Raw genomic sequence first — 16,352 nt, forward strand, 5'->3', positions numbered from 1 at the left:
TCACCAATTTCAGACGGCCTCAAAGGCTACCTGAAAAATTTCACTCCGGCGCTTTCGTATGCCAATCGCTCGCCAACTGCATCTGGTGCGCCGCGCCGAGGATTTTGGCTTCGGCAAAATAGTTGCCGATGAGCTGCACGCCGATGGGCAGACCGTTGGTGGAGAAGCCTGCGGGCAAACTCAATGCGGGCAGGCCGGCGAGGTTTACGGCGATGGTGTAAATATCAGAGAGATACGCCTGCACGGGGTCTTGGTTCAGCTCGCCGAGTTTGGGCGCGGCGGTGGGCGCGGCGGGGGCGAGGATGAGGTCGCATTGCTCAAAGGCTACCTGAAAATCGTTGGCAACGAGGCGGCGCAGTTTTTGCGCTTTCAGGTAATAAGCGTCGTAATATCCGTGGCTTAACACATAGGTGCCAATCATGATGCGGCGTTTCACTTCGCTGCCGAAGCCTTCGGCGCGGGTGCGGCTGTACATTTCGTCCAAGTCGGCGAACTGGGCGGCGCGGTGGCCGTAGCGCACGCCGTCGTAGCGGGAGAGGTTGGTGCTGGCTTCGGCGGAGGCGAGCACATAATAGGCGGGGATGGACAACTCGGTTTGCGGCAGGGAAACTTCCACCAATTCCGCGCCTTGGCTTTGCAGCAGGGTTTTGGCGTTTTCCAAAGCAGCCTGCACGTCGGAGCTGTTGCTGGCGGTGAAGTATTCTTTGGGCAGGCCGACGCGCAAGCCTTTCAGCGGTGCGCCCAAATCGCGGGTGTAGTCTTCTTTGTCGCGTTGCAGGCTGGTGGAATCGCGCTCGTCAAAACCAGCCATGGCGTTCAACAAAATGGCGCAGTCTTCGGCGGTTTGCGCCATCGGTCCGGCCTGGTCGAAGCTGGATGCGTAGGCCACCATGCCGAAGCGGGAGACGATGCCGTAAGTCGGCTTGATGCCGGTGATGCCGCAGTGGGCGGCGGGCTGGCGGATGGAACCGCCGGTGTCCGAGCCGAGCGCGGCGGGGGCAAGGCGCGCAGCCACCACGGCCGCCGAACCGCCGGACGAGCCGCCGGGGACGTGTTCGGTATGCCAAGGGTTTTTGGTCGCGCCGTAGAACGAGCTTTCATTGGTCGAACCCATGGCAAACTCGTCCATATTGGTGCGGCCGAGCGTGACCATGCCCGCGTCGAGCAGGTTTTGCACCACGGTGGCGGTGTAGGGGGCGACGAAGTTGTCGAGCATTTTCGAGCCGCACGCGCTGCGCCAGCCGGTTTGGCAGAAGATGTCTTTGTAGGCGACGGGCACGCCGGTGAGCGCGCCGGCCTTGCCTTGGGCGATGTGTTCGTCCGCCGCGCGGGCTTCGGCGAGGGTTTTTTCCGCATCCAGCGTGATGTAGCCGTTGATGGCGGGGTTTTGCGCGGCGATGGCGGCGAGGTATTCCTGCGCGAGTTCGACGGCGGAGCTTTGTTTGGATTGCAGCAGGTCGGCGGCTTGTTTGAGGGTGTAATGGGTCATTTGGTTCTTTCGCTTGAAAATGTATTGGATTTTAAAAGGGTTAATTGGACGTGAGGCTACCTGAAAATATTAGCCTATCAGTTTTCGGTAAGTATCCGCTTGGTTGAGCTGCGTGGCGGAACGGTAAAGCAGGGATTGTTCGCCATTTTCATCGTAGTCATCAATATAAAATGCAAACAGCAGGATGCCGTTTTCGGCGCGGTTGCCGAACAGGCCTTCGTGGTCACACTGCTGCAACGCGGCAATCAGGCAGGTTTCGTATTCGGCGCGTTTTTGCCGGTAGGCATCTTCGTCGTCGCCTAGGTTTTCTATGCTGCGGTAGGCCGCTTGGTAGAGTTGGCTTTGGTTTTCCGGCCAGTTATCCGAAATATTTTGGATTTCGTCATCACCGTCATAAAGTGTGCACCTACCATCCCAAACCGCCTGCAATAGGGTGCAGTTTGGGTAGTCGTCTGTATGGTCGGCGGCAAAGGCAGCCCAATCCTGATGGGTGATGGCGGCGTTGCCTGCGGCGAAAAAGTCGTCCGTCAGATAGAAATAATAGGCGGCAATCTCTTTGCCTGCTTGGTCGGTCTGCTGCCTGATGCGGGCGAAGCATTGGCGGATGTGGGCGGCGGCGGTGTGGTGCAGGGTTTGCGTTTCGGCGGGCATGGGTTTCCTTCGGGTTTTGGGGCTACCTGAAAAATCGGATTCTGCCTTTAACTGTGTTCATGCAGGATATATTTGCGGTAGGTGTTGGGCAGCACGGCGGCGAGGTCTTCCATTGTCCAATTCCTGTCGCTGCTGCGGGCGGGGATGTCCAATTCCTGCTGCGCGGTGTTTTGCCATTCGGCGTAGGCTTTTTTGGCGAATTCGGCGGCAGTTTTTTTGAAGGCGCGGATGCCAGTGCGGGTGCGTTCGCGGTAAATTCTGCCCGCCAGGTAACGCTGCTCGGGAAATTCGTGTTCGTGTCCTTTCAGGCAGCCGCTGCAATAGTTGGGGGCGGCTGCGGTGTCGGCCAGGCGGTCGGCATCGTGCAATACGGCCAGATAGGTGCTTTTGCCTTGCAGTATCAGCCAGGCGGCAAAGCCGTAGGTGTGGTAGGCGTATTTGCCGCCGTGCACCAGCGACAGGGCGGACCAAATCAGCTGGTTGGGGCTGGCGATAACGGCGGTTTCGTAGTTTTCAAAGAAATCATGGAAATACAGCAAATCTTCGTCGGACAGCTTAGCCAATAATTGGGTCAGATTTTGGTTGAACTCGGCGATGCTGTGCGATGCTGTGCGGGCTTGTTCGATGATGTGCCAAAAGTCGTTCGGGGTCATGGTGTTGTTGCCGTTCTGTTTTCAGGCTGCCTGATTGTGAGGCTACCTGAAAATCGTTATTGCTCGGATTGGGGGACGAATTGCGCGCTGACGCCCCACGAATGCAGTTCTTCCAGATGGGCGCGCATGTATTGCCACAGCCCGCTGCGGTAGAGGATGGGAAGGTGGTTGGCGGCGGCTAGGGCTTCGGCGGTGCTCAGGCCGTGAAGCTGTTTCATGCGGGCGGCCACTTTCATTTTGGCATCGCCCAAGTCGGTAATTACGATGCTGCCGAACACCCAGTCGCCGCTGGCGATTTTGGCTTGGCGGCGGGCTTCTTGGCTTGCCCATTCGGCTTCCAGCTCTTTTTGTTCGCACAGGCTTTGGTGCACTTCCTGCCAGAATCCGTTGTGCGCCACGTCGCAATGCCGGGCGACAAAATCGGCGGTTTGGCTGCTGTCTTGCTCTGTTTCCATGACTTCGCGCAGCCGCAGCAGGAAGCGGGCAAATTCCGCCAAGCCGGGCGACACGGTAAAGGGATTGCTCCAATCGCCGTCATGGAAGGAGAAGTACACGGGAAAACCTTGCGCGGCTTCGCGTTCATCCACAAAAAAGAAGTCGTCCATGCTGTTGAGGGCGATGATGTGGAAGCTAGGGTATTCGCTGCCGAAGTAGTCGTCGCGGAATTCGTTGGGGTCGCCGTTTTCGGGGTAGTGGAAGGGCAGGTATCCGTTGGTTTCCAATCCGTGTACGGCCAAGTAAAACGCGGCGAGGGCTTGTGGCAAGGGCATGGGTTATCCTTGGTTGGCAAGCATGAGGCTACCTGAAAAGCTGTTGTGGGCCCAACTGCCTATGTTTTCAGGTAGCCTTTTTGGCTTGGCGGCTGCCTGAAAGTAGCGGCTGCTTTTATTTGGCTGCGCCGACACGCCCGCATACGGCCTGTACCATTTCGGCGGTGTGCTTCTCTTCGCCGTCGGGGGCGTTGAGTTCGCGGATGTCTTCTGCGCTCAGCTCGGACGGTTTGGCATAGGGGTGGGTGTCTTTCAGGCCGTCGAGCTGCCCTTGGCTGTCGAACAGGGCCAGGGCGCTCATTACGGCGTGCGGCTCTTTGCTGTCGCAGGACACCCAGTCCAGCACCAGCATATAGGGCTCGGCCTCATCGCGTTGTGAGCGGTGGCGGGATACGGAGGCATACCACCCTTCGCCTAGGGGTTGGATGGTGGCGGGATAAAGGTGGGCGGTGTAGGCGCCGTCGTCTTCGCTTTGGTAGCTGTAGAGGCGCACGGGCTCGCCCAGCTTGGTTTGTGCCAGTGCGGTGGCCTTGGGGTTGGCTTCGCGTTCGGCCGGGCTTGGTTCGGCGTGAGCGCCGGCGGCTAGGAAGCTGAGGAAGGCGGCGAGGAGGAGTTTTTTCATGGTGGTTTGCTTGGCAAAGGGGCCTAGGGGGGTCGCTTCGTAGGAGCGTGTGCTGTTTGTTTTGCTCCGTGGAGGCCGGTGTTTTTCAGGTAGCCTTGCGTTTGTTGGGGCTACCTGAAAATTACTCTTCAATTACTTGCGGCACGATATACAGGCGGTTACGCACTTCGGGGGCGCAGGCTTGGTATTCGGCGGCGTGGTCGGTTTCGGTTACTTTGTCTTCGCGCAGGCGCAGGGCGACCTCGTGCGGGTGGGTCATCGGCTCGACGCCGTCGGTGTTCACCCTCTGCATTTGCGCCACCATGGCGAGGATGCCGTTGAGCTCGGAGAGGACGGTGGCTTTCTCGGTCTCGCCCAGGCTCAGGCGCGACAGGCGGGCGATTTTTTCGACGTCGGAAAGTGTAAGCGACATAAAATTTCCTTAAATTATGTTTAGCAAACAGCCAATCTCGGGTATCATTACGCGTTTCAATCAAGACCGGCCTGCAAAGCTCGGATTATAGCCTAAAAGCCCGCCCGTCGGCACGGCGTATGATGAGGCTACCTGAAAATGCGCCGGTTTCTCCGCAAGCTTGGTTTTCCCCGTATCAATACACTAGGATTTAAAGCATGTTCCGCTTTCTCACCCGATATTTTTCCAATGATCTGGCCATCGATTTAGGTACGGCCAACACCCTGATTTACATCAAAGGCCGCGGCATCGTTTTGGACGAGCCTTCGGTGGTGGCGCTGCCCAACGATATGAGCAACAACAATGCCACGGTGGCGGTGGGTGCGGAAGCCAAGCGTATGTTGGGCCGTACGCCCGGCACGATTCAGGCGGTGCGCCCGATGAAAGACGGGGTGATTGCCGATTTCGACGTTACCGAAAAAATGCTCAAGCACTTCATCCGCAAAGTGAACAACAGCCGCTTTGCCGCTGCGCCGCGCATCGTGATTTGCGTGCCCTGCGGCTCCACCCAGGTGGAACGTAAAGCGATTCACGATTCGGCCAAACAGGCCGGCGCGGCTTCGGTAAACCTGATTGAAGAGCCCATGGCCGCAGCCATCGGCGCCGGCCTGCCGATTGAAGAGCCCACCGGTTCCATGGTGGTGGACATCGGCGGCGGCACCACCGAAGTGGGCATCATCTCGCTCACCGGCGTGGTGTATTCACACTCCATCCGTGTGGCCGGCGATGCCTTCGACGAGGCCATCATCAACTACGTGCGCCGCAACTACGGCATGCTGATCGGCGAAACCACCGCCGAGGAAATCAAAAAAGCCATCGGCACCGCCTTTCCGGGCACAGCCGTGCGCGAAATTGAAGCCAAAGGCCGCAACCTGGCCGAAGGCGTGCCGCGCGCCTTCACCATCAGCTCCAACGAAGTGCTGGAAGCTTTGGCCGAGCCGCTGAACCAAATTGTGCAGGCCGTGAAAAACGCGCTGGAGCAAACCCCGCCCGAGCTGGGCGCGGATATTGCCGACCGCGGCCTGGTGCTCACCGGCGGCGGTGCGCTGCTCAACGGTTTGGACCGTCTGCTGGCCGAGGAAACCGGCCTGCCGGTGAGCATTGCCGAAGACCCGCTCACCTGCGTGGTGCGCGGTTCTGGCAAGGCTTTGGACTACATCGGCAAGATGAATTCTGTGTTCACCACCGTATAATCTTCTTTCCCGGCATCACGCGCGGCGCACGCTGCCTCGGTATGCCGGTTCTCCGCCACACCAGATACCTGCGCGGTATTGTGTTTTCAGTTTTCAGGTAGCCTGTATCCCCCATGTCGCAAGAAATCAATTTTGTCAGCCCGATTATCAACTCTACCGGCAAGCTGGTGTTGCTGGGGATGTTGTCGATGGCGCTGATGGTGCTCGACAACCGCTATGCCGCCCTGCAGCAGGCCAAGTCTTATGTGGCCACCGGTTTGTATCCGCTGCAATGGGTGGCGCGCCAGCCGGCAGAGTGGGTGCGCGGCGGCACGGACTATTTGCAGGACAAGCAGGTTTTGTTGGGGGAAAACGCCCGATTGAAAGAAGAAAATGCCCGCCTGAATATGCAGTTGCAGCTGCAGGCGCCGGCGGCGCGCGAATTGGGTGAGTTGAAAACACTCAACCGTTTGCAGCCGCTTTTGGCACCGCAGGCGGTGGTGGCGGAAATCGTGTCTAACGGGCGCATCCCACAGGCCGATCGCATCCTGATTACCAAGGGTGGCGGCAGCGGCATCCGCGTGGGCGACCCGGTGAGCGACGAGCAGGGCTTGATCGGCCAGGTAACTGCGGTACAGCCGGCCACAGCGGAGGTGACACTAATCAACCACCGCCAATCGGTGATTCCGGCAATGGTGGCTGAGAGTGGGGTGCGCACGTTGGTGTACGGGCGTGGCGATATGCTGGATTTGCGCTATTTTCCGGTATCGGCCGAATTGAAAGAAGGCGATTTGCTGGTGACTTCCGGCATCGACAGCATTTATCCGGCCGGCATCCCGATTGCCAAGGTAACCCATGCCGACCGCAATTCCGGCACACCCTATTACCGCACCACTTTGCAGCCGGCCGCGCAGTTGAACAGCAGCAGCTATGTTTTGGTGATTCCGCAGAAGCCGCAGGCCGCCGCCAGGCTACCTGAAAATGCTTCGGCCCCCGCCGAGGAGCAGGAGTAAACATGGCACCCGTTAACCCGCTCAAAGAAACCACGCCCAAACGCTGGGTGGCGTTCAGCTTCCTGTTGGTGCTGTTGCTGGATTTTATTCCGGTGCCGCCGCCTTGGGTGTATCCGCTGCCGGATTTCACGCTGATCCTGCTGGCTTATTGGCTGCTGCACCGCCCGCAGCTAATCGGCATCGGCGCGGCGTTCTGCATCGGCTTGCTGGTGGATATCGGCAGCAACGCGCTGTTGGGGCAGCACGCTTTGGCTTATACCGTGGCGGCGTTTTTGATTGAACGCAAGCGGCGGCAGATTGCGCTCAATTCTTTTGGCTGGCAGGCGGTGGCGATTGCCGGCGCGATGTTGGCCAGCCAAATGGTGGTATTTGTAGTGAGCCTGTTTCAGCAGCAGCCGTTTTCACTGTGGCGGCTGTGGCTACCCTCGGTTACCACCGGCCTTTTGTGGCCGCAGCTCAACAATATGATGCTCGCCATCGCCCATTTTCGCCGTAACCACAAATGAAGTCGCGCCGCCATTACACGCCCGCCAAGCCCGTCCGCCGCCGGCAGAAGGATTATCTGCTGCGGCTGATGGTGGCTTTTGCCATGATTTTGGTGTTTTTCAGCGTGTTGGTGTGGCAATTTGTGCGGCTTCAGGTAGCCCGCCACGAAGAATTCGTAGCCAAAGCCGCTACCAACCGCATCTCCCTTATCCCCACTCCGCCGATTCGCGGCGAAATCACCGATGTGAACGGTGTGGTGCTGGCGCACAATTATCCGGCCTATTCGCTGGAAATCATTCCGAACGAATTGGATATGAAAGTTGAGGAATTGGTGTCCGCGCTGAGCCCCTATGTGGACATCAGCGAGGCCGATTTGAAGCGTTTCCAGCGAGTCCGCGCCGACTCACGTTCGTATGAGCGCATCCCGCTCAAACTGAAGCTGAGCACAGAAGAAGCCGCGCGGCTGGCGGCGGTGCTGTTCCGCTTCAAAGGCGTGGAAGTGAACGCCCGCACCTTCCGCGAATACCCATACGGCGAACTCACCACCCATATCCTCGGTTACATCGGCCGCATCAGTGACAAAGACCGCGACCGGCTGGAGGGCGAAGACCGCTACGAGCTCTACCGCGGGACCACCCACATCGGCAAAATGGGCTTGGAAAACTTCTACGAGCAGCAGCTGCACGGCATGCCCGGCTATCAGGAAGTGGAAAAAGACGCGCAGGGCAACATCGTGCGCACCCTGAAAACCGCGCCGGCGGTGAGCGGGCAAACCCTACGCCTGTCGCTCGACATCCGCATGCAGCAGAAAGCCAGCGATTTGCTCGGCAACCGGCGCGGCGCCGTGGTGGCCATCGACCCGCAAACCGGTGGTGTGCTGGCACTGGTGTCCAAACCATCCTACGACGCCAACCTGTTTATCGACGGAATTGACGGTGACACCTGGAAAAGCCTAAACGAAGATTGGCAGCGCCCGCTCATCAATCGCGTTACTCAAGGCCTCTATCCACCCGGGTCCACTTTCAAACCCTTTATGGGCATGGCGGCGCTGCAAAGCGGGCAGATTACGCCCAATACCGTGCTGCCCGCGCCCGGCGCGTGGAGTATTCCCGGCAGCCGCCACCAGTTCCGTGATTCGGTGCGCAGTGGGCATGGTTCGGCTAATCTGGGCAAGGCCATCCAAGTGTCGTCCGATACCTTTTTCTACCGTCTGGGCTACGAGATGGGTATCAACAAAGCCTATCCCTATCTGGCGCACTTCGGCTTCGGCCAGCAAACCGGCATCGATTTGCCAAATGAGTACAAAGGCATCCTACCCAGCCCGGAATGGAAGGCACGCCGTTTTGCCAATGCCCGCAGCGAAACCGCCCGCCGCTGGAACGCTGCCGATATGGTGCCCATCAGCATCGGTCAGGGCTACAATGCCTACACCCCGCTGCAAATGGCGCACGCCACCGCCACCCTGGCCAACAACGGCGTGATGTACCGCCCGCATCTGGTGCGCGAGCTGATCGACCACCAAAACCAAGCCCGCATCCTGGTGGGCACCGAGCCCAGCGCCCGCCTGCCGTTTAAGCCGGAATATTTCACCTTTGTGAAGCAAAGCATGGAGCGTGTGTTGCGGCCGGGCGGCACGGCTTGGCGCGTGGGCAGCGGGCTGAAATACAGTATGGGCGGCAAAACCGGTACCGCGCAGGTGGTGCAGATTCGGCAGGGTGCATCCTATAACGCGGCAGCGCTGGCTGAGCAACACCGCGACCATGCTTGGTTTATCGCCTTCGCGCCGGCGCAAAACCCGAAAATCGCCATTGCCGTGCTGCTGGAAAACGGCGGTTGGGGCGCCAACGCAGCGCCGATTGCCCGCCAGCTGGCCGATTTCTACCTGCTCCAGCTGCAAGGCGAAAACGGTAAAGACTTGCCGCTGCCCAAGCCGGTATTGCCCGGTGCCGGGGCGATGAGCCAAACCGAATATCCGGTTATTCATGCCCAGGCGGTGCGTACGTTGTCTGCCTATCAGGCGGTTTCAGGTAGCCTTTCAGGTAGCCAGCCGGCTGCCGCATCCGAGGTGCGATAACCATGCAACAACATCCCGTTCGTTCGATCCGCCGCTATTGGCAGAAAATCTGGGAGCCGATGGATATGTGGCTGTTTTACAGCATGCTCGCCATCTATGTGATGAGCCTGTTCCTGCTGTATTCGGCCGACGGTCAGAGCATCGGCCAGCTGGAAAACAAAACCCTGCACACGGTGCTGGGCTTCGTGCTGCTGTGGGGCATCGCGCGCACGCGGCCGCAGATGCTGGGCAATTTCGCCGTGCCGCTGTATGCCTTCAGCCTGCTGATGCTGATAGGCGTGCACTTTTTCGGCATCACTGTGAACGGCTCGCAGCGCTGGTTGAATTTGGGCATCATCCGCCTGCAGCCTTCCGAATTGATGAAAATCGCGCTGCCGATGACGGTGGCGTGGTTTCTGCAGAAGCACGAATCGGAGCTGGATTGGAAGCATTACTTGGGCGCGCTGGGGCTGGTGATGGCGCCGGTGTTCCTGATTTTGAAGCAGCCCGATTTGGGCACGGCGGTGCTGATTATGGCGTCCGGGCTGTTTGTGATGTTTTTTGCCGGGTTGTCGTGGCGGGTGATTGCGGTGTCGATTGTGGGCTTTTTCGCCTCGCTGCCGCTGATGTGGAATTACGTGATGCACGACTACCAGCGCACCCGCGTGCTCACCCTGCTTGATCCGAGCAAAGATCCGCTCGGCGCCGGCTACCACATTTTGCAGTCGATGACCGCCATCGGCTCCGGCGGTATCTGGGGCAAAGGCTGGCTCAACGGCACGCAAACCCATCTCGACTACATTCCCGAATCCACCACCGACTTCATTTTCGCCGTGTATGGCGAGGAATTCGGCCTCATTGGCAACATCCTGCTGCTGCTGGTATACACCATCATGCTGGGTCGCGGCCTCTACATCGCCGCTAAAGCGCCCACGCTCTACAGCCGCACTCTGGCCGGCGCGCTCACCATGACGCTGTTTTGCTATATTTTCGTGAACATGGGCATGGTGAGCGGCATTTTGCCAGTGGTGGGCGTGCCGCTGCCCTTGGTGAGCTATGGCGGCACGGCCACGCTTTCCATCATGATCATTATCGCCATGCTGATGGGCATCAGCAACCAGCAGAGCAAAATGTAAGCAGGCTACCTGAAAACCTTACCTGCCCGAAACACGGTTTCCGAAAGAGGGAAACGCGAACGGCAGAAGCCCGAAAAAGGCTACCTGAAAATGAGCAAAGCGAATTTCTGCGAAGCTAAAATGTGAGCTTCAACGCAAGTTAAAACTTGCTTTGTTCATTTTCAGGTAGCCTTTGCTGTAGGGAGGGATTTTCCATGCAAAATGGCGGCTAGGTGTGTTGAATCCGCTATATATTTGACCCAGTGTGGTGTTCCTCCATGGCAAAGGCCGCGCCGTGCGTATAGAATAGCGACATTGCTCCGGCCTGCGCCGGGCTTATTGTTTTGGGCTGCACTGAAACGGAAATTTCAGGTAGCCTTTGCCACAGAAAGAACAACATGAAGAAAACCGTTTTACTGGTCATCGACACCCAGCAGGCCTTGCTGGATATGGGCGCCTATCGCGGCGCGGAAATGCTGGCGGCCATCGGCCGCATGCTGGCTGCTGCCCGCGCGCATGGGCACGAAGTGATCTATGTACGCCACAACGAAGCGGATTCGCCCTTCGCGCCGAACACGCCCGGCTGGCAGATTGCCGCCGCAGTGGCGCCGCAGCCCGGCGAAAAGGTGGTGGACAAATGGTATAGCAGCGCCTTCCGCGGCACGGATTTGCTGGATTATCTGCGCGGCAAAGGTGTGGAACGTTTGGTGGTGGTGGGCATGATGACCGAATACTGCGTGGAAACCACAGTGCGCGCCGCCAGTGATTTGGGCTTCGAAGTGGTGTTGCCGGAAGGCGCCAACAGCACGCTGGGCAATGGCCGCTGGTCGGCGCAAGAGCTGTATGAGCACCACAATTTCGATATTATGCGCGACCGTTTCGCCGCCATGCCGAGCGTGGACGAAGCCGTGGCGCTGCTGTCGGCCTGATTGGATTGTTTGAGAGAGAAAAGATGATTACCTATACCCTATATTTGTTTACCGGCCTGATTGTGCTGAACAACCCATTGATTGCGCTTGGCTATTTTGTTGAAAAAACAGAGAATTTCACGCTGAAGGAGCAACGCAAAACCGCGCGCCTGGCGGCAATAAGCGCTTTTGTGTGTATGGTGGTGGCCGGGGTGGTCGGTACTCCGCTGCTGAAAGTGTTGGGCATTAGTCTTCCGGCCTTCCAGATTTCCGGCGGGATTTTGGTGTTTGTGATTGCTCTGAGCATGATGGGTGGTGAAGACAATCCGGTGAAGCCTAGTTTCAACAATGAGCATGAGCATTCGAGCCTGCCGCCGGAGAAGCAGTTTGCTTTTGCCGTGGTGCCGATGGCCACGCCGATTATCGTGGGCCCGGGCGGCTTCTCCATCGTGATTATTTACAGCAGCCATGTGACCACGTGGATCGGTGCTGTGCAGCTGCTGGCCGCTTGCTTTATGGTGGGCGTGGCCTGTTATCTGCTTTTGGCGGGCGCGGGCAGGCTGAGCAAACTGCTCGGCAGCGTGGGTATCAAAATCATCAACCGTGTGTCCGGCCTGCTGCTGGCGGCGATTGCGGTGGAGATTGTGCTCTCCGGCCTGCGCGGTTTGTTCCCGGGCTTGAAGATTATGGGCTGAGGCGGCTCAAAGCCATGATGAAGGGCGGGTATGGATACCCGCCCTTTTATAGTGAATTAAATTTAAACCAGTACAGCGTTGCCTCGCCTTGCCGTACTATCTGTACTGTCTACGGCTTCGTCGCCTTGTCCTGATTTAAATTTAATCCACTATATATTGTTGCTAAAGCCTTTCGTGCCAGTAGCGGGCGGTGGCGGCCATGGCCTGCTGCATATTGTGGGGCGGGGTGTAGCCGAGCAGGGTTTGGGCGGCGCGGTTGTCGAGGGTCATGTCGTAGTGCAGCGCGGCGATGCTGTAGCGGGTGAACAGGGGCTCGCGGCGGCTGAGGGCGCTCCAGCCTTCGAGCGCGGCGGCGGCAGCGGCGAGCAGGGGATAGGGCGGGGTGCGGATGGGGAAATCGAGTTTCAGGTAGCCTTTGAGCAGGGTATCGACCACTTGGCGCAGGGCGAGCGGCTCTTGGTTGGTGATGTTGAACACACTGCCGCTGGGGATGCCGGGGCGGTCGGTGGCGAGCCGCATGGCGTGGGCAACGTTGGGGGCGTAGGTGAAATCCATCAGGGCGGCGCCGCCACGCGGCAGGGGCAGGAAGCCGCGTTGGCGGATGACGTGCAGCAGGCGGGGCAGCAGCACTTGGTCGTGGCGGCCGAAGATGGCGCGCGGGCGCAGCATGACGAAGCGGGTGTGTGGAAACTTTTCGGCGGCGGCGAGGATGCGCTGTTCGGCCAGGGCTTTGGTGGCGGCGTAGTGGTTGGCGTAGCGCACGGGGCGGAAGTTTTCGGACACGTTGCGGCGGTGGTGGAAATCGAAATAGAGGGAGGGGGTGGAGATGTGCACAAACACGGGCACTTGCGCTTGGCCGGCGGCTTGGGCGAGCTGCTTGGTGGCGAGCACGTTGGCGGCGTGGAAGTCGGCATAGCGGCCCCACGGTGAGGAGAGGGCGGCGCAGTGCCACACGGCGCGGATGCCGTGCAGCAGCTTGGGCGGCAGGGGCCGGGTGAGGTCGGCGGCAACGGTGCGGCAGCCTTGGGCGGCGAGTTCGGCAAGGGCGGCGGGATTGCGGCCGAGGGCGAGCACGGGGCTGCCGGTTTGCAGGGCGAGTTCGGCGGCGTTGCGGCCGAGGCCGCCGGTGGCGCCGGTGATGAGGATGGTCATGGGCGTTGGGTTTGGGAAAGGGTTGGCGGGGTAAGGGGGGAGGCTACCTGAAAAATGGGAGGCTGTGGGGCTGATGTTTGCACTGGGTTTGGTTTTGCGGCAACCCGGTTGCGGTTGGAATAAGACATCTTTAAGTTCCGCTGAAGTTGATGCTTTAGTTTTGCAGAAATTGAGCCTTGGTTTCGCTAAGATATCGTTTTCAGGATTTTCAGGTAGCCTTTTGCAGATGCAGGCGTTGTTTAACGGAGTAAACCAGCCAGCCGAGGGTAAACAGGGCGCAGGCGGCGAGGATGAGGGCGAGGGTGGTTTCGGCTTGGGCGGAGGCTGCCCGGCCAAGGGGTTTGATGATGTGCGGGGCGGCGAGCAGGTAGTGGCGGCGGACAGGGTGGCCGGCTTCGAGCAGGGTTTTCTCACCGGCGCTGATGCGTTCGCCGCGCAGTCGGAGGGTTTGGCCGGTGGCAGTGTTGAATACCAAATCGGTTTCCCAGCTTTGGCGTTGGCGGCTGTAGCGGCCGGAATAGGAGCGGGCTTCTGTTGTGGCGTATGGCTCGTTGGCGAAACGTGCATAACGTGCGCCGTGGGCATATACACCGAGGGCGATGATGCACAGCAGGGAGCTGAGTGCGGCGAGGAAGAGAGTGTGGATGATGAGTTTGAGGCGGCTAGCGGGGTACATGGCGTGAATAAAGGCTACCTGAAAATGAGTTTTACGAGTTTCTGTGAAGCTATGTCGGCAGCTTTGGCGTGGCTAAAAATGGGGGAGGGCAGGGGTTTGGGTTTCGCAGCAGCCTATTTTGGCGGGCTGCTTCGGCTGTGGCGGGCAAAGAATTCGAGCAGGGTCTGCTTGTAGCCGCCCAGGCCTTGCAGGCCGAGGTGGGTGCCGCGGGGAATGAGCACGAGTTGTTTGGGCGGCTGCGCCAAGTCAAACAGGGTTTGGGAATGCCGGGCGGGGATCACTTGGTCGGCGGTGCCGTGAACCAGCAGCAGGGGGATCGGGCTGAGGGCGGCGATGTGGCGGCTGGCGCTGTGGGTGTTGCTCAGGAGCAGGCCGGCGCCGGGGAGTTTGTCGTGGGCGATGGCGGCATAGGAGGAGAAGGTGGATTCGATGACGATGGCGCGCACGCCTGCGTTGTTGCCGGCGCCCACGGCGGCGATGGCGTTGGTGCCGCCCAGGCTTTGGCCGAACACGAGCAGGCGCTCGGCATCCACATCGGGGCGGGTGCGGATGTAGTTAAGCGCGGCGTTGCTGTCTTCAAACAGGCCTTGGCGGCTGGGATTGCCTGCGGATTGGCCGTAGCCGCGGTAGTCGAACAGGAAGACGTTGTAGCCTTGCGCGGGCAGCCATTTCACAGCCTGCCAATGGGCGGAGAGATTTTGGGCGTTGCCGTGGAAGTGGACGATGGTGGCGGCCTGTTTGGGGCTGGCCACGCCTTGTGCGGGCACAAACCAGCCGTGCAGGCGGGTGCCGTCGGCGCTGTGGAAATAAACGTTTTGGTAGGGCAGGCCGGATTGTGCGGGCGAGCCGTAGTCGATATGGTCGGGATAGTAGAAGGCTTGGTTGGCGCAGGAGGCGAGGCCGAACAGGGCGGCGAGGATAAGGGCGGGAATAAAGAGATATTTCATGGCGGGGCTTTATGCGGGATGAAAGGCTACCTGAAAGCAGCAGCTTTCAGGTAGCCTTTTTGCCGCCTGCGGCTTTGCTGTGTGCATCGGCCCATTCAATCAGTGCCTGGCGCAGGCCATCGAGGCCGAGGCTTTGGGTAACGGAGAGGCGCACGGCGGCGATGCGGCCGTTTTTGCTGCGCAGCGCGCCGGGTTCTTGCTGCTCGGGCGGGAGCAGGTCGATTTTGTTGTAGAGCACGAGCTGGGGCACGTCGGCGGCGCCGATTTCGGCCAGCACGCGGTTCACGTCTTCCATGCGCTGCTCGCAGTCGGGCTGGGAGGCATCGGCCACGTGCAGCAGCACGTCGGCTTGAGCGGTTTCTTCCAGCGTGGCGGAAAAAGCGGCCACCAGGCGGTGCGGCAGGTCGCGCACGAAGCCGACGGTATCGGTGAGGATGATGCTGTGTTCGTTATCCAGATACAGGCGTCGGGCGGTGGTGTCGAGCGTGGCGAAGAGCTGGTCTTTGGCCAGTACGTCGGCTTTGGTGAGGCGGTTGAAGAGGCTGGATTTGCCGGTGTTGGTGTAGCCCACCAGGGCGAAGGTGGGCAGGCTGCCTTGCTGGCGGGCCTTGCGGCGGGTGGCGCGCCCTCGACGCACGTCGGCAAGGCGTTTTTTCAGCGTGGTGATTTTTTGGGCGATGAGGCGGCGGTCGGTTTCGAGCTGGGTTTCGCCCGGGCCTTTGAGGCCGATGCCGCCTTTTTGGCTTTGCAGGTGGCCGTAGCCGCGCACCAGGCGGCCGGATAGGTGGGTGAGCTGGGCGAGCTCCACTTGCAGGCGGCCTTCCTGGCTTTGTGCGCGCTGGGCGAAGATGGCGAGGATGAGGCCCACGCGGTCGAGCACGCGGCATTGCAGCTTGGCTTCGAGGTTGCGCTCCTGAGTGGGGGTGAGCTCGTGGTTGAACACGGCCAATTCGATATGGTGCGCCTGCACTTCGGCAGCGAGCTCTTCGGCTTTGCCGCTGCCCACAAACAGGGCGCCGGTGGGGCGATCGCGGCGGGCGGTGGAGATGTGCACCAATTCGCCGCCGCCGGCACGCACCAGCTCGGCGGCTTCGTCGAGCACGTTTTGGAAGGCGCGGGCGCGCTGCTCGTTGCTGCCGGAAAAGCTGTCGGCCAGCATCACGCCCACCAGCAAGACGCGCTCGGGGCGGCTGAGGGATTTGTCGGGTTGGAAGGGCGGGCGGCGCGGCATGACATCAGGCATAATGAATTGAAGATGCGGCATTATAGCGCATGGGTGGAGGGAGGCTACCTGAAAAACGGGGCTTGGATGAAGCTGGAACGTGGCTTGGCTGATTCCTGCAAAGTGAAAGTTCTCTGCTCTGTGTTGCTCAAGCTGTGCGGAATAAAGGCTACCTGAAAACGAGCAGAGCGAGTTTCTGCGAAGCTAAAACCGAAACATCGTTTTAACTTCGTTGAAGCTGCCGCTTTCAGGTAGCCTTTTATTTGCTCTGACTGAG

The 16,352-nt window shown here is 59.7% G+C and carries 17 protein-coding genes and 1 pseudogene; 7 read left to right on the plus strand and 11 right to left on the minus strand.

The genetic code is table 11. The features are described 5' to 3' along the window. Nucleotides 1-40: 40 nt before the first annotated feature. From gatA to gatC, 6 genes are all read right to left on the minus strand, one after another. Nucleotides 41-1,489 (minus strand): Asp-tRNA(Asn)/Glu-tRNA(Gln) amidotransferase subunit GatA, encoded by a 1,449-nt coding sequence (gatA, locus tag H9Q10_RS02550; RefSeq protein WP_197902475.1) that lies wholly within the window; start codon nt 1,487-1,489, stop codon nt 41-43. Between the two features lie 69 nt (nt 1,490-1,558). Then, nucleotides 1,559-2,140, minus strand: a complete 582-nt coding sequence (locus H9Q10_RS02555; protein WP_197902476.1) for a DUF4303 domain-containing protein — start codon at nt 2,138-2,140, stop codon at nt 1,559-1,561. Nucleotides 2,141-2,187: 47 nt separating this feature from the next. Next, nucleotides 2,188-2,793: a DUF4240 domain-containing protein gene (locus tag H9Q10_RS02560; RefSeq protein ID WP_197902477.1), complete on the minus strand. Its 606-nt coding sequence runs from the start codon at nt 2,791-2,793 to the stop codon at nt 2,188-2,190. 56 nt (nt 2,794-2,849) lie between these two features. Beyond that, the gene (locus H9Q10_RS02565; RefSeq protein WP_197902478.1) at nt 2,850-3,563 is read right to left on the minus strand and encodes an SMI1/KNR4 family protein; all 714 of its coding nucleotides are present in this window, start codon (nt 3,561-3,563) and stop codon (nt 2,850-2,852) included. A gap of 115 nt (nt 3,564-3,678) precedes the next feature. Next, entirely contained in the window at nt 3,679-4,185 is a 507-nt protein-coding gene (locus H9Q10_RS02570) for a hypothetical protein (protein ID WP_197902479.1), read from the minus strand. Between the two features lie 121 nt (nt 4,186-4,306). Then, nucleotides 4,307-4,597 carry an Asp-tRNA(Asn)/Glu-tRNA(Gln) amidotransferase subunit GatC gene (gatC, locus tag H9Q10_RS02575; RefSeq protein ID WP_197902480.1) on the minus strand — a complete coding sequence of 97 codons (291 nt, stop codon included), beginning with the start codon at nt 4,595-4,597 and terminating at the stop codon, nt 4,307-4,309. Nucleotides 4,598-4,794: 197 nt separating this feature from the next. Between gatC and H9Q10_RS02580 the strand changes: the two genes are divergently transcribed. The 7 genes from H9Q10_RS02580 to H9Q10_RS02610 all read left to right on the plus strand — a co-directional run bounded on the left by H9Q10_RS02580 (nt 4,795) and on the right by H9Q10_RS02610 (nt 12,078). Then, nucleotides 4,795-5,829, plus strand: a complete 1,035-nt coding sequence (locus H9Q10_RS02580; protein ID WP_067589912.1) for a rod shape-determining protein — start codon at nt 4,795-4,797, stop codon at nt 5,827-5,829. Nucleotides 5,830-5,942: 113 nt separating this feature from the next. Then, entirely contained in the window at nt 5,943-6,821 is an 879-nt protein-coding gene (gene mreC / locus H9Q10_RS02585) for a rod shape-determining protein MreC (RefSeq protein ID WP_197902481.1), read from the plus strand. 2 nt (nt 6,822-6,823) lie between these two features. Beyond that, complete coding sequence (mreD, locus tag H9Q10_RS02590) at nt 6,824-7,327, plus strand: rod shape-determining protein MreD (protein ID WP_197902482.1); 504 nt, start codon at nt 6,824-6,826, stop codon at nt 7,325-7,327. Then, complete coding sequence (mrdA, locus tag H9Q10_RS02595; RefSeq protein ID WP_197902483.1) at nt 7,324-9,381, plus strand: penicillin-binding protein 2; 2,058 nt, start codon at nt 7,324-7,326, stop codon at nt 9,379-9,381. The genes mreD and mrdA overlap by 4 nt, the downstream gene beginning before the upstream one ends. A gap of 2 nt (nt 9,382-9,383) precedes the next feature. After that, the gene (rodA, locus tag H9Q10_RS02600) at nt 9,384-10,496 is read left to right on the plus strand and encodes a rod shape-determining protein RodA (RefSeq protein ID WP_197902484.1); all 1,113 of its coding nucleotides are present in this window, start codon (nt 9,384-9,386) and stop codon (nt 10,494-10,496) included. Between the two features lie 377 nt (nt 10,497-10,873). Continuing rightward, nucleotides 10,874-11,404 carry a cysteine hydrolase family protein gene (locus H9Q10_RS02605; protein WP_197902485.1) on the plus strand — a complete coding sequence of 177 codons (531 nt, stop codon included), beginning with the start codon at nt 10,874-10,876 and terminating at the stop codon, nt 11,402-11,404. Nucleotides 11,405-11,427: 23 nt separating this feature from the next. Continuing rightward, nucleotides 11,428-12,078, plus strand: coding sequence for a MarC family protein (locus tag H9Q10_RS02610; protein ID WP_197902486.1), 651 nt, complete (start codon nt 11,428-11,430; stop codon nt 12,076-12,078). A gap of 49 nt (nt 12,079-12,127) precedes the next feature. On the opposite strand, the pseudogene H9Q10_RS12320 reads toward H9Q10_RS02610, so the two are convergent. The 5 genes and pseudogenes from H9Q10_RS12320 to hflX all read right to left on the minus strand — a co-directional run. After that, nucleotides 12,128-12,238 (minus strand): annotated as a pseudogene (locus H9Q10_RS12320) (IS5/IS1182 family transposase); the annotation flags it as partial. A gap of 2 nt (nt 12,239-12,240) precedes the next feature. Then, a complete protein-coding gene (locus H9Q10_RS02620) occupies nt 12,241-13,230 on the minus strand; it encodes an NAD-dependent epimerase/dehydratase family protein (RefSeq protein ID WP_197902487.1) in 990 nt (329 codons plus the stop codon). A gap of 208 nt (nt 13,231-13,438) precedes the next feature. Then, entirely contained in the window at nt 13,439-13,906 is a 468-nt protein-coding gene (locus H9Q10_RS02625; RefSeq protein WP_197902488.1) for a hypothetical protein, read from the minus strand. Nucleotides 13,907-14,019: 113 nt separating this feature from the next. Further along, nucleotides 14,020-14,853: an alpha/beta hydrolase gene (locus H9Q10_RS02630; RefSeq protein ID WP_197902489.1), complete on the minus strand. Its 834-nt coding sequence runs from the start codon at nt 14,851-14,853 to the stop codon at nt 14,020-14,022. A 46-nt stretch (nt 14,854-14,899) separates the two neighbouring features. Beyond that, a complete protein-coding gene (gene hflX / locus H9Q10_RS02635; RefSeq protein ID WP_197902490.1) occupies nt 14,900-16,084 on the minus strand; it encodes a GTPase HflX in 1,185 nt (394 codons plus the stop codon). Nucleotides 16,085-16,352 lie beyond the last annotated feature (268 nt).

Origin of the sequence: Eikenella glucosivorans (assembly GCF_016025525.2) — a bacterium.
Lineage (GTDB): Bacteria > Pseudomonadota > Gammaproteobacteria > Burkholderiales > Neisseriaceae > Eikenella > Eikenella glucosivorans.